Below are 13337 nucleotides of genomic sequence, written 5' to 3' on the forward strand. Positions count from 1 at the left end.
ATTAGTTCCAGAAAAACTTCAAGTTTACCGCTTGAAGTTTTTTTATTTTCCGGTAAACTGGTGGTTAAGCTAAATCCTTTGTGATTTTGCCAGACTAAATTAAGAATAATTAAAAATAGTTGGGGGAACCATCATGCCAGAGTTAGATCAACGGCTAAGCGAAGTTTACAACCATCGTTTGGACACCATTACACCATCACAAATCAGATCCTTTTCCCGTGAGATTCAAGATATCCCGGGCTTGGTGAGCTTAAACGTTGGCGAACCAGGGTTTAATACACCGGAACACGTCAAAGAAGCTGCCATTCAAAGTATTGCTAATAACCAATCGCACTACTCACCACAGAATGGCTGGCTAGAGTTACGGGAAGCCATTAGTAACTATTTAAACCGGCGTTATCAACTAGATGTTGATCCTGATTTAGAGGTAACGGTAACGGATGGTGCCACAGAAGCACTTTCCAGTAGTTTTTTAGCCACGATTAATCCTGGCGATGAAGTTCTTATTCCCATGCCGGGTTATCCAGCTTATACATCTTTAGTTGAATTAGCTGGAGGAGTTCCCGTTGGAATGGATACTAGTGCGACTGCGTTTAAGTTGACTCCCGCTCAGTTAGAGGAAACGTTAAAGGACCATCCTAATGCTAAGGAACTGGTTTTAAATTATCCCAATAATCCCACGGGAGTTTCTTACACGGAAGCTGAATTACAACAATTAGCCGACGTTGTAGCTAAGCACGGATTACTAGTGGTTGATGACGAAATTTATGGTGAACTGACCTATGACATTGAACACGTTTCCTTTGCTAAGTTACTGCCAGAAAATACCATTTTGATCAATGGCTTATCTAAGTCACACGCAATGACAGGATATCGACTCGGTTACGTGGCAGGACCAGCTGCCATCGTTAAGAACGTGAATAAGGTTCATGGGTATCTCGTTACCTCACCATCTAACCCAGCCCAGTATGCCGCTATTGAAGCCTTAAACAATGGTATGGACGATCCAATTCCCATGCGCAAGGCCTACCGTGAACGGCGTGATTTAATGGCAGACACACTCCGCCAGTTAGGCTTTGGTGTGGTTACTCCAGAAGGAGCCTTCTACATTTTTGCTAAGATTCCAGCGCAGTTTTCCGAAAACTCTCGGGAATTTGCTCTGCGCTTGGCTAAGGAAGCTAAGGTTGGTGTTACTCCTGGTAGCGCATTTGGATCGGCTGGAGAAGGCTACCTGCGGTTATCATATGCTGCTGATTTAGATCAAATCAAACAGGCGTTAGCTCAAATTAAAACCTTTATTGAAGCTAACCAATAAAAAAAAGAACCGCCAAGATTCAAACACTGAATCTTGGCGGTTCTTTTTCTGGGCACTGATGGGCCAATCCTCCTTTTTGCCATCGTCATTAATTACCGGTAGAATTAGAGTATTGAAATGGAAACGATGGAGTGATAAAAAATGAAAGTTGGAATTGATCAGATTGGGTTTTATACGCCCGGATACTATGTTGATTTAGTAGATTTAGCCCACGCGCGTAATGAGGATCCCAATAAATATTTAATTGGAATTGGGCAAGCGCAACAGGCTGTACCACCAGCTTCTCAAGATGCAGTAACAATGGCGGCTAATGCAGCTACGCAAATTATCAATGACCAGGATCGGGAACGGATCTCCCTTATTATCTTGGGAACTGAAAGTGGGATAGATAACTCAAAATCGGGAGCAATTTATCTGCAGCAGCTGTTGGATTTACCACGGGCCGCTCGTGCTTTTGAAATTAAACAAGCGTGTTATGGTGCCACTGCAGGGATTCAGTTGGCCAAGGACTTTGTTAAAGCTCATCCTGACCAGCAAGCGTTAGTGGTTGGCTCTGACGTTGCTCGGTATGGCTTAAAGACCCCGGGAGAGGTAACCCAGGGAGCTGGAGCCGTCGCCATGACCATTAGTGCAGAGCCCAAGACATTGGCTCTGAGTTCTTCTAGTAGCGTTTACTCCGATGACATCATGGACTTTTGGCGTCCGTTGAATCATACGGAGGCCTTGGTAGATGGGCATTATTCTAATGACATTTATCAGCAATTTTTTCAAACGACCATCCATGATTATTGTGACCAATACCAGTTGCAATTAAGTGATTTACAGGCCTTCACGTTCCACCTCCCATATAGCAAGCTCGGATTAAAGGCTTTGCGGACGATTTTGCCAGAGGTCAACCAGGTCCAACAAGAGCGTTGGCTGGCAGAATTTGAAGCTAGTCGAGTTTATAACAAGCAGGTGGGAAATCTTTACACTGGTTCGTTATACTTGAGCTTACTGTCGTTATTAGATCATACCCAGGAGTTAAGCGCTGGAGATCAGATCGGATTATTTAGCTATGGTTCTGGCGCTCAGGGGGAATTTTTCGTCGGCACGTTACAAGCTGGTTTTCGGGATGGGCAACGGCGGCACCAGATTGAAGCTAATTTAGCAAACCGAACTCGGTTAACCGTGAGCCAATACGAAGAATTTTTCACCCAGTGGCCGACCTTTAACACGGCCAACGTAACAATTGATTCGGCACCAGATGATGCTGAGTTTATCTTTACTGGGGTGACAGATAACAAACGGCAGTACCGCCGGCGCTAGTTGACAGGTTGATTGAAAACGATTAAATTAGGCTCAAGGTTTAATTAAAACTTTAATTCTGTCCCGTGAGGCAGCAAGTGATGAAATAGCAAACCTCCCACTCTGGGAGCAATTCCATCCTGTTGTCTACGGACAATGGGATTTTTTTAGGAGGAGTTAGCGTGAAGAACGAGGAAATCAAATTAGACATTCATGATAAACCGAGTGGTTTGTCGTGGGTGGGCTTATCGTTACAGCACATGTTCTCAATGTTTGGCAGTACGGTAATTGTGCCTTTGTTAGTGGGCTTGAGTCCCAGTATTGCATTGTTTGCATCTGGAATTGGGACCTTGCTACACATTTTAATTACAAAGGGGAAAATTCCGGCCTATATGGGCTCTAGTTTTGCCTTCATTACGCCAATGTTAGCGTTAATGAAAACTACCGGAATTGGCGGAGTTCAACAGGGAGTAATCGCCGTGGGACTCGTATACTTAGCGGTAGCCGCCTTGGTCTGGATGCTTGGAACCAACTGGATTGACCACTTACTTCCTCCCATTGTGGTGGGACCCATCGTAGTGGTGATTGGATTGTCACTGGCTGGTGCGGCAGCACAAGATGCAATGATGAAAAACAATCATTATGATTTGACGTACTTCTTAATTGCATTGGCGACGCTGTTTTTGGCGATCTTCTTTAACATGAAGCTGAAGGGCTTTCTCGGCATGATTCCAATTTTATTGGCGATTGTTTGTGGCTACTTAATTTCCATGGCCTGTGGATTGGTGGATCTACACGCAATTGCAACCGCTCCGTGGTTTAAGATTCCTCGCTTTGAATTGTTAGGAACGGAAAAAGGCTTTCACCTTGAATGGAATGCGATTCTAGTCATGGCTCCCATTGCATTTGTGACGATGACAGAACACATGGGACACTTGATGGTGCTCGGAGAATTAACGCACCGGAATTTCTTCAAAGATCCCGGCTTAAACCGGACTTTGGCCGGAGACGGAGCTGCTTCGTTAGCAGCCGGAATTTTAGGGGGACCGGCCGTTACTAGTTATGGCGAAAACATCGGGGTCATGGCCATTACCAAGGTCTACAGTGTGTATGTAATTATCGGAGCCGCTTTATTTGCGATGGCCTTTGCCTTTGTTAACAAGCTGAACGTTTTGATTATGCAAATGCCCCTGCCTGTAATTGGCGGGATTAGTTTCTTGCTCTTTGGGACGATTGCTAGTAGCGGGATTAAGGTCATGGTGGATGACCAGCTCGATCTGAACAATAAGCGGAATTTAATGATTGCCTCAGTGGTTTTGGTAATTGGAGTGGGGAATGCCTATCTCCAAATTGGGAACTTCCAATTCACGGGGGTAGCGCTAGCAACGGTGATTGGAATCGTCCTAAATCTCATTTTGCCAAAGGAGGCTGCGGTCTAGCCGTTAACTTTGAAAGTCAGTCCGATAATGGATTGGCTTTTTTAAATAGTTAAGAATTGTAAAAGAGAGGGCGCTTCTGTATAATCGAACACGTACAAAAAATAAGTGAATGGAGTGGGAATAATGAAAAAGAAATGGTCTTTGCTTTTGATGGCAGGGTTAGCAGCACTGGTATTAGCCGCCTGCGGTCAAAAACAAGCAGAAACAAAAACTCCCGATACCTTGACGGTTGGATTAGAAGGGACTTACGCCCCATATTCTTACCGTCAAAACGGGAAGTTAACTGGATTTGAAGTGGATCTCGCTAAGGAAACCGCTAAACGAATGGGCCTAAAAAAGACCAAATTCGTTACAACCGGTTGGGATTCTTTAATTGCGGGTTTGAATTCTAACAACTACGATGTGGTCTTTAACAACATGGCTGAAAACCCAGATCGGCAAAAGAAGTTTCGGTTTGCGACCCCATATGTGTACTCCAAATCGATTGTTATCACGAAAAAAGATGGTGACATTAAATCTGCTAAGGATTTAAAGGGCAAGAAAGTAGCTGAAGGAACGGGAACCGATAACTGGAATAACGCTAAGAAGTTAGGTGCTAACCCAATTACTTCGCCAGACTTTCAAACTTCGATGGATATGATTGATCAGGGTCGAGTAGCCGGAGCTGTGAACTCAAGAGAAGCCTTTGAATACTGGAAGAAGAGTCATTCTAATACAGATTTAACTTACTTTGAAATTCCAACTAGTGAAGTTAAAGCAAGTAAAATCGCCCCAATGATGAACAAAAAGAACGCTAAACTCCAAGCTAAAATGGATAAAGCCATCCAATCAGAACGAAAGGACGGTACCTTAAAACGACTTTCCATGAAATACTTTGGAACTAACATTACGGATAAGTAGGAGCTAGACATTTATGCTTGAGATTATTACCTCATCGCTTCCGAGTTTACTCAGCGCGATGTTGAAATTTACGATCCCGTTGTCATTGATTTCCTTTGTCTTCGGGATGGTAATTGCTTTTGTAGTTGCTTTAATTCGTACCTTGAATCCGAATTTAGGGCGGTTTGGAAAACCATTCTGGTTAGTATTAAAGGCAATTATCAGTTTTTACGTGTGGGCCTTTCGTTCGACTCCTCTGCTAGTACAATTATTTATTATTTTCTTTGGATTACCTTCAGTGGGAATTAAGTTAGCCCCGTTTATTGCCGCCTTAATTGGGTTTTCGCTTAATATGGGAGCTTACGGTTCCGAAACGATTCGCGCGGCCTTGCTTTCCGTGAGTGAGGATCAATGGGAAGCAGCTTACACCTTGGGCTTTTCTACTCCCCAAACTCTGTGGCATTTTATCATTCCCCAAGCCTTAAGAACAGCGTTACCACCATTGTCAAACGAGTTCATTGGCCTGGTTAAGGATACTTCCTTGGCTAGTACGATTACGATCGCTGAAATGTTTCAGGTGAGTCAACAGATTGCTGCGCAAAACTTTGAGCCGCTTTTGATGTATATCGAGGTTGCTGCTTTGTATGCGGTGCTTTGTTCGATTTTAAATGTCCTGCAACACTACTTAGAAAAGCGGTCGTCACAGTATTTGAAGGGGGATTCCGACTAATGCTAAAGATTGAAAACGTGCAAAAAAGCTTTGGAAAGAAACACGTTCTGCAGGGGATTAGTACGACGTTTCCCGAACACAAAACAACGGTAATCGTGGGACCATCCGGATCAGGGAAGACCACCTTGCTTCGGTCGTTGGATTTGTTAGTCCAACCGGATCAAGGAACCTTAGAAATTGGGTCCCTTCGGGTTAACTTTGCTAATCCAATCGATAAAAAAATGAAGAACGAACTGCGGGATCAAACCAGCATGGTGTTTCAAAACTGGAATCTTTTCCCTAATTTAACCATATTGCAAAACATCACGGTGGCGCCTATTTATGTACAAAAGGTAAATAAAAACGAAGCAGACCAACAAGCTCGAGCACTGCTTGATGAAGTGGGGTTAGCTGATTATGCGGATGTCTATCCTCATGAACTGTCTGGTGGTCAGCAACAGCGAATTTCAATTTGCCGGGCCCTGGCAGTAAAACCACAGTATATTCTGCTGGATGAGCCAACGAGTGCCTTAGATCCAGAGATGGAAACTCAGGTTCTAAAGATGTTAGAGAAACTGTCGTCTGATGGTCAATCGATGATCATGGTGACTCATAATATGCAGTTTGCTAAAGAAGCTGCCGATAAGATTCTCTTCTTAGAGGACGGTCAGTTACAGTTTGACGGATCCTGTGCCGATTTCTTTGCTAATCCGTCTGCACGTGTGACTGATTTCTTGCAGGGGATTTCTTTAAAATAAATTATTGGGAATAGACAAAAACAGCACTTGCAACCAAGTGCTGTTTTTTAGTGGTAAAAAGCGAGAAGGGCAACCAGGACAAAGGTGAGAAAACACCAACGAAAGCGTTCCTGTCGCATAAAAATTTGGCTTCCCAGGGAAAGTAGGACGATTGCAATTAATAAAATGTCCTTTTCCAGTGGAAAATTCGCTAAAATTAATCCGGCAAATAAGATAATGAAAATTAGGGTGAAGATGGTGGCGAGCTCGGGGGTAAAGCGTAATGTATAAAAAAGCACGTAAAGGGTAAATAAAATCCCAATGTTTAAAAGGGTGCTTCGCTCTAAATACTGACTGGTTAAGAAATTCAGAGTAGCCACGGGAATAACGGCATTGGCTAGGGAAAAACAGATTAAACCATAAAAGTGGATAAGGCCTAGTCGCGGGACCCGTAAGCAAACGTTGACAATTCCATAAAAGAGCGTGGCCGCACTAATGATAAGCGGCAACTGGTCCAGGAATGCTAATCCGACTGGTAGCGCGTTGAATAAGATGGTCAAGCGCACGTCTTCTCGCGTAAGCAAAACCAGGGTTCCCAGAGCCCAACTAACTTCAATTGCGATAAAGATGAGGCCCGTTTTGGTTCCAAATCTTAAGCGGGGAGAATTTGCCGCTAGGTTCCAGATCAAAAGCGTAGCGATCAGGTAGCCGATTCCCGTACTAATTTTAAGGGTGGAACGCACCACCGTGTTTGATTTCTTCATGATAATAACCTCGTTAATTTCAGCATAGTGGACTTTTTTCGTTGGTTCAACTACTTATTTTAGAATACTTGTGATAGGATAAGATAGTTATAAGTATGTTCCCGATAGGATTCACGAATAGTGAAGATGCCTTGTAACCAAAAATATTAGGGGGAAGTAAACATGAAGGAAAAACATTTATTCACGTCTGAATCGGTGTCTGAAGGACATCCGGATAAAATTGCTGATCACATTAGTGATGCGATTCTTGATGCCATCTTACGGCAAGATCCACAGGCCCGGGTCGCCTGCGAAACATCGGTAACTACCGGATTAGTGCTAGTTTTTGGAGAAGTTTCCACGACTGCCGATGTTAATATTCGTGAGATTGTACGTGAAACGATTCGCAAAGCCGGTTATGACAATCCTGCTTATGGTTTTGATGGTGATAACGTCGCGGTTTTAGTTTCAATCGACGAACAGTCACCAGATATCGCGCAGGGCGTTGATGAATCAGAAGAAACTAGAGCCGGTAATGGAGATCCGTTGGATCAAATTGGAGCTGGAGATCAGGGAATTATGTTCGGGTATGCTACCGATGAAACGCCTGAACTAATGCCGCTACCAATTTCATTGGCTCACAAACTGATGCGCAAAACGGCTGCCGTACGAAAGAGTGGTGAAATTACTTACTTACGTCCGGATGCAAAGGCGGAAGTAACGGTTGAATTTGATGAAAATGATCAACCTCTCCGAGTGGATACGGTGGTTTTAAGTACGCAACATGATCCAGATGTAACCCAAGCCCAAATTAAACGGGACGTGGTTGCTAAAATTGTGCAACAGGTCATTCCGGCTCAGTACTTAGATGAGGACACGAAGTATTTGATTAACCCCACCGGTAAATTCGTGATTGGAGGACCCAACGGAGACGCCGGGTTGACCGGTCGGAAGATTATCGTTGATACTTACGGGGGTTCAGCACACCATGGGGGAGGCGCCTTTTCTGGTAAGGATGCCACTAAGGTGGATCGATCTGCCAGTTATGCAGCCCGCTACATTGCCAAAAACATGGTGGCCGCTGGGTTAGCGCACCGGGTGGAAATTCAGTTGGCCTATGCTATTGGAGTGGCCGAACCAGTTTCCATTCAAGTGGAAACGTTTGGGACCTCCGCTTATTCCGAAGAAGAGTTAATTACTGCCATTCGGAAGACGTTTGATTTACGGCCCGCCGGCATCATTCAAATGTTAGATTTGCAACGACCTATTTACGAACAAACTGCTACCTACGGCCATTTTGGTCGCGATGATATTGATTTACCGTGGGAACACACGGATCGGGTGGATCAACTCCGAGCTGCCCTTCAATCTAAATAAGCAAAGCAAAAAAGTCGATCCGGAAGGGTCGTTTTTTTAGTCTGAAAGGAGCCTTGCAAAACGATGCATGCACGAACTACCAACGTTAAAATTGTGACGATCGCACTTTTTATTGCCACCTTCATGAGTGCCGTTGAAGGGACAATTGTATCAACGGCAATGCCGACCATCGTTGGTGATCTTCACGGAGTATCTCTAATGAACTGGGTTTTCTCCATCTTTTTGTTAACGAATGCAATTGCCACCCCGATTTATGGGAAACTGGCGGATCAACTGGGGCGCAAGCGGGTCTTTATTTTTGGACTGACCGTTTTTATTCTGGGGTCCCTTTTTTCCGGTCTCTCTGGACGAATGGAAACCTTGATTTTGTGGCGGGCGCTACAGGGAATTGGAGCTGGAGTAATTATGCCTGTTTCCTATACGATTGTGGCTGATATGTATTCCTTTGAAAAACGGGCGGACGTAGTTGGATTACTGGGTTCGGCCTGGGGAATTGCCTCGATCGTCGCTCCTTTACTAGGTGGTTTTATTGTCGATCAACTTTCCTGGCACTGGATCTTTTTTGTTAACGTTCCAATTGGATTACTGACGATTGGCTTAATTGCGTGGTTTCTCGTAGAACCACATTCAAACCGTTCGAGCCACATTGATTATGGTGGGGTTTGCTTAATTGCAGTGGTCCTGTTAGCAATTATGTATCTTTTTCAGTTACTGGGGGAACGACCGTTTCATTTCGGATTAATCGGCCTCTGTGTGGTTGTGGCGATGCTCGGAATGTGGTTCTTTATCCGTCAGGAGCGCCGGGCCGTAGACCCAATTATTCCCCTTAGTATGTTTAAAAACCGAACCTTTGTGACCCAGAATTTAATTGCCGCCCTCATTAGTGGGTTTATCTTTGCCTATGAAGTCTATTTACCAGACTGGACCCAGGGCTTGTTGGGCTTACCAGCCACCATGGCTGGATTTGCAATTACACCAAGTTCAATTATGTGGATTATCGGTTCCTTTTGGACTGGAAAATTACTGGGAAAGCTTCGGCCCCAGCTAATTACCTATTTAAGTTTGTTTTTTATTGGCTGTGGGAGTTTGGCTTCGATTTTAGCGCCAAGAACAACTCCCTTTTGGGCGTTCTTTGTGATCTCAGGAGTCATGGGAATTGGTTTTGGATTATGTATTACCAACGCCTCGGTCACGGTGCAAAATGAGGTAGCCAAGGATCAAATTGGGGTTGCTTCCTCGTTTAACACTTTGAGCCGGACGTTAGGACAAACGTTGATGATTTCTGTGTTTGGAATTGTGATGAACACGACGATGTTGCAAGGAGTCAAACAACACCCGCAGACGAACCTGAAACTGATGAACGAATTGATTAACCCGCAAACGGCGCAAGCTTTACCAGCTCAATTGCTGCCTCAGTTAAAGGAAATTCTCTATGGAGCGTTGCACAACGTCTTTTTAGTAGCGGGGTTGTTGGTAATTGCTACGCTCGTCGTGAATTGGTTTGACAAAAAAAGCGCGAGTTAACGTTTTTGAATCGCCAATAAGAAGGGTGGTTGGTGGACCTGATTAATAAATTGGTACTGAAGCACGTTGAAAGATTGCTGTGGTAGTTGTTGCGCCCATTCTAAGACTTGCTCTTTTTCACTGACCCCTCCAGGGTGGCCATAGTAACAGACCACGATAATCGCGCCCGTCGGTTGAAGCAACTCAGCGCATTTTTGCAATGCGGTAATGGTGGTTACAGGTTGAGTGATAATCTGGTGGTCTCCGGTGGGAAGGTAGCCTAGGTTAAAGATGGCACTCTTAATCGGAGTGGTCACCACTTGGTCTAAGTGTTCGTGGCCCAGTTGGACAACAGTGGCATTGTGATAGCCAGCTTCCTGTAACCGGTTCTTAGTGGCACTGACAGCCGGAGCTTGAATATCAAAACTGTACACATGACCACGAGGACCCACCAGTTGGGCTAACTTCAGGCTGTCATGACCCATCCCAGCAGTAGCGTCAACGACTACGTCACCAGGTTGCACGATTTGTTCCAATAGGGTGTGACTAAAGTTTAATGCTGATTGTAATTTCATGGGAAACCTCACTTTCTGCTTCATTATAGCAAGAAAAAGCTTGTATTTTCGGAGTAATTTTGCTATTGTGAACAGTAATCAACAGATTAACCAATGAAACAGAGTAGTAGAAAAAGCAAGATACCAGCGACTAAGCGGTTGGTGCGAGCTTAGACCTTAATTTTTCGAACTTGCTGTGGAGGTTTTGTTAATCAATCGATTAACCGTTTTCCGCGTTATGGACTTGAGGGTTCTCCAGTAAAATGGGGAGAAATTAGGTGGTACCGCGGCAACTCGTCCTATAGAATTAGTTTTCTATAGGCTTTTTTTATGGCAAAAATCGCAATGACAAAGGAGTGTTGGACATGGCTGTTTATGATCACAAACAGATTGAAACCAAATGGCAAAAGTATTGGGATGAACATCAGACGTTTAAAACGGGTGAAGATCCAAATAAAGAGAAATACTACGTTTTAGACATGTTCCCATATCCATCCGGACAGGGGTTGCACGTGGGACATCCAGAAGGATATACCGCTACTGACATTATGGCGCGCTTTAATCGGATGCAAGGTAAAAATGTATTGCATCCGATGGGGTGGGATGCGTTTGGACTGCCCGCCGAACAGTACGCGATGAAAACGGGGCATAATCCCGCTGAGTTTACGAATCAAAACATTCAAACCTTTAAACGGCAAATTAAATCCCTTGGATTTTCGTACGACTGGAATCGCGAAGTTAATACGACCGATCCCAAGTATTACAAGTGGACGCAGTGGATTTTTGAACAACTCTACAAAAAGGGCCTAGCCTATGAAGATGAAATTGAAGTGAACTGGGCGCCAGATTTGATGGGTGGAACCGTGGTGGCCAATGAAGAAGTGGTTAACGGGAAAACCGAACGGGGTGGTTATCCTGTCTACCGTAAACCGATGAAACAGTGGGTTTTGCGGATTACGGCCTATGCGGAACGGCTATTAGATGATTTGGATGATTTAGACTGGCCAGAAAGCATCAAACAAATGCAAAGAAACTGGATTGGAAAATCCGTGGGAGCCAGCATTAAATTTGCGGTCGATCAACATCCTGATGCTCAAATTGAGGTTTTCTCAACCCGGGCTGATACGCTCTTTGGAGCTACGTACCTGGTTCTTTCTCCCGAACATCCATTGGTAGAACAAATTACTACCGCAGAACAAGCGGATGCGGTGGCTGAATATCAAAAATACGTGGCCTCTAAGTCAGACTTGGAACGGACTGACCTGAACAAAGATAAATCAGGAGTCTTTACGGGAGCCTACGCTAAGAATCCCGTTAACGGACAATTATTGCCGATCTGGATTGGAGATTACGTACTGCCGTCATACGGGACGGGAGCAATCATGGCGGTACCAGCCCATGATCAACGAGACTATGAATTTGCAAAGAAGTTTGAACTTCCAATTATTCCCGTTATTAAGGGAGGCGACGTTGCCAAGGAAGCCTACACTGGCGATGGCGTCCACATTAATTCCGGATTCTTGGATGGAATGGGAAAAGACGAAGCCATTGCAGCCATCATTAGTTGGCTTGAAGACCATGATGCCGGGACTAAAAAGGTTAATTACAAGTTACGGGACTGGATTTTTTCCCGGCAACGGTACTGGGGAGAACCAATTCCCGTTATTCACTGGGACGATGGGAGTACGTCGTTGGTTCCAGAGGATGAACTACCGCTACGCTTGCCTAAAACTAATAACATTAAACCATCTGGAACCGGTGAAAGCCCCTTGGCTAATCTGAGTGACTGGATCAACGTTACTGATGAAAACGGTCGCCACGGACGCCGGGAAACGAACACGATGCCGCAATGGGCAGGAAGTTCATGGTACTATTTACGCTACATTGATCCAGACAATGATAAAATGATTGCTGATCCAGATAAGTTGAAATATTGGTTGCCAGTGGACCTATACGTTGGTGGGGCCGAACACGCGGTATTGCACCTGCTGTACGCGCGGTTCTGGCACAAAGTTTTGTATGATTTGGGAGTTGTCCCTACCAAAGAACCATTCCAACGCTTGGTGAACCAGGGAATGATTCTTGGAACTAATCACGAAAAGATGTCGAAATCCAAGGGCAACGTGGTCAATCCGGATGATATTGTTAATGAATATGGAGCAGATACTCTGCGACTTTACGAAATGTTCATGGGTCCACTGACGGAATCAAAACCGTGGAGTACCGAAGGAATTACGGGAGCCAACCGGTGGATCAAACGGGTTTGGCGGATGTACCTTGGTGATGATGAAAACAATGCTGGCATGATTGTGGCCTCCAATGATGGAGCGCTCGCCAAGAGTTACAACCAAACCGTGAAAAAAGTGACGGATGACATTGAAAAAATGCGGTTTAATACGGCTATTTCGCAGATGATGGTCTTTGTAAACGACGTGTACAAGCACCAACAACTACCTCAAGAATACGCTGAAGGTTTGATTAAGCTTCTGTCTCCAATTACACCGCATTTGGCAGAAGAAATTTGGCATCAACTAGGGCATGATGAATCAATTGCCTACGCAGCATGGCCAACCTATGATGCAAGTCAGTTGCAGGACGAAGAGGTGCAAATTGCCGTTCAAATTAACGGAAAAGTGCGGTCTCGGCTTTCTGTTCCAACTGACGCTGATCGAGACGCCATCGAGAAAATGGCGCTAGAAAATGCTGATGTTCAAGCTAACCTAACCGGAAAAACGGTTCGTAAGGTGATTGTTGTACCGAAAAAGATTGTCAATATTGTAGCCAATTAATCTAT

11 protein-coding genes, 1 riboswitch and 1 other annotated feature are annotated in these 13337 nt (G+C 44.6%); of the genes, 9 read left to right on the plus strand and 2 right to left on the minus strand.

Going from position 1 to position 13337, the window contains the following annotated elements:
* The first annotated feature begins 133 nt into the window (after positions 1 to 133).
* The 6 genes from M3M39_RS04135 to M3M39_RS04160 all read left to right on the plus strand — a co-directional run bounded on the left by M3M39_RS04135 (position 134) and on the right by M3M39_RS04160 (position 6387).
* Positions 134 to 1315 (plus strand): aminotransferase class I/II-fold pyridoxal phosphate-dependent enzyme, encoded by a 1182-nt coding sequence (locus M3M39_RS04135; protein WP_252796616.1) that lies wholly within the window; start codon positions 134 to 136, stop codon positions 1313 to 1315.
* A 141-nt stretch (positions 1316 to 1456) separates the two neighbouring features.
* Entirely contained in the window at positions 1457 to 2623 is a 1167-nt protein-coding gene (locus M3M39_RS04140) for a hydroxymethylglutaryl-CoA synthase (protein WP_252796617.1), read from the plus strand.
* 161 nt (positions 2624 to 2784) lie between these two features.
* Positions 2785 to 4041, plus strand: a complete 1257-nt coding sequence (locus tag M3M39_RS04145; protein ID WP_252796618.1) for a solute carrier family 23 protein — start codon at positions 2785 to 2787, stop codon at positions 4039 to 4041.
* Positions 4042 to 4164: 123 nt separating this feature from the next.
* Positions 4165 to 4941 carry a transporter substrate-binding domain-containing protein gene (locus M3M39_RS04150; protein WP_252796619.1) on the plus strand — a complete coding sequence of 259 codons (777 nt, stop codon included), beginning with the start codon at positions 4165 to 4167 and terminating at the stop codon, positions 4939 to 4941.
* 13 nt (positions 4942 to 4954) lie between these two features.
* Positions 4955 to 5650, plus strand: a complete 696-nt coding sequence (locus M3M39_RS04155; protein ID WP_252796620.1) for an amino acid ABC transporter permease — start codon at positions 4955 to 4957, stop codon at positions 5648 to 5650.
* Entirely contained in the window at positions 5650 to 6387 is a 738-nt protein-coding gene (locus tag M3M39_RS04160; protein WP_252796621.1) for an amino acid ABC transporter ATP-binding protein, read from the plus strand. Before M3M39_RS04155 ends, M3M39_RS04160 begins: the two co-directional genes overlap by 1 nt.
* Positions 6388 to 6434: 47 nt before the next feature.
* Here the strand turns inward: M3M39_RS04160 and M3M39_RS04165 are convergent, their stop codons facing one another.
* On the minus strand, positions 6435 to 7130 hold the full coding sequence (locus M3M39_RS04165; protein ID WP_252796622.1) for a hypothetical protein: 696 nt from the start codon (positions 7128 to 7130) through the stop codon (positions 6435 to 6437).
* Positions 7131 to 7212: 82 nt separating this feature from the next.
* Positions 7213 to 7295, plus strand: a riboswitch (SMK box riboswitch).
* On the opposite strand from M3M39_RS04165, the gene metK reads away from it, so the two are divergent.
* Together metK and M3M39_RS04175 are read left to right on the plus strand one after the other, a co-directional pair.
* Positions 7293 to 8486, plus strand: a complete 1194-nt coding sequence (gene metK, locus M3M39_RS04170) for a methionine adenosyltransferase (RefSeq protein ID WP_252796623.1) — start codon at positions 7293 to 7295, stop codon at positions 8484 to 8486. It overlaps the preceding riboswitch by 3 nt.
* A gap of 63 nt (positions 8487 to 8549) precedes the next feature.
* Entirely contained in the window at positions 8550 to 10010 is a 1461-nt protein-coding gene (locus M3M39_RS04175; RefSeq protein ID WP_252796624.1) for an MDR family MFS transporter, read from the plus strand.
* Here M3M39_RS04175 and mnmM read toward each other — a convergent pair.
* Positions 10007 to 10564, minus strand: coding sequence for a tRNA 5-(aminomethyl)-2-thiouridylate-methyltransferase MnmM (gene mnmM, locus M3M39_RS04180; RefSeq protein ID WP_252796625.1), 558 nt, complete (start codon positions 10562 to 10564; stop codon positions 10007 to 10009). The genes M3M39_RS04175 and mnmM overlap by 4 nt on opposite strands.
* Before the next feature lie 84 nt (positions 10565 to 10648).
* Positions 10649 to 10848: a binding site (T-box leader), on the plus strand.
* 60 nt (positions 10849 to 10908) lie between these two features.
* Here mnmM and leuS point away from each other — a divergent pair.
* On the plus strand, positions 10909 to 13332 hold the full coding sequence (gene leuS / locus M3M39_RS04185) for a leucine--tRNA ligase (RefSeq protein ID WP_252796626.1): 2424 nt from the start codon (positions 10909 to 10911) through the stop codon (positions 13330 to 13332).
* The last annotated feature ends 5 nt before the right edge of the window (positions 13333 to 13337 follow it).

It is taken from the genome of Fructilactobacillus hinvesii (assembly GCF_024029435.1).
GTDB lineage: Bacteria > Bacillota > Bacilli > Lactobacillales > Lactobacillaceae > Fructilactobacillus > Fructilactobacillus hinvesii.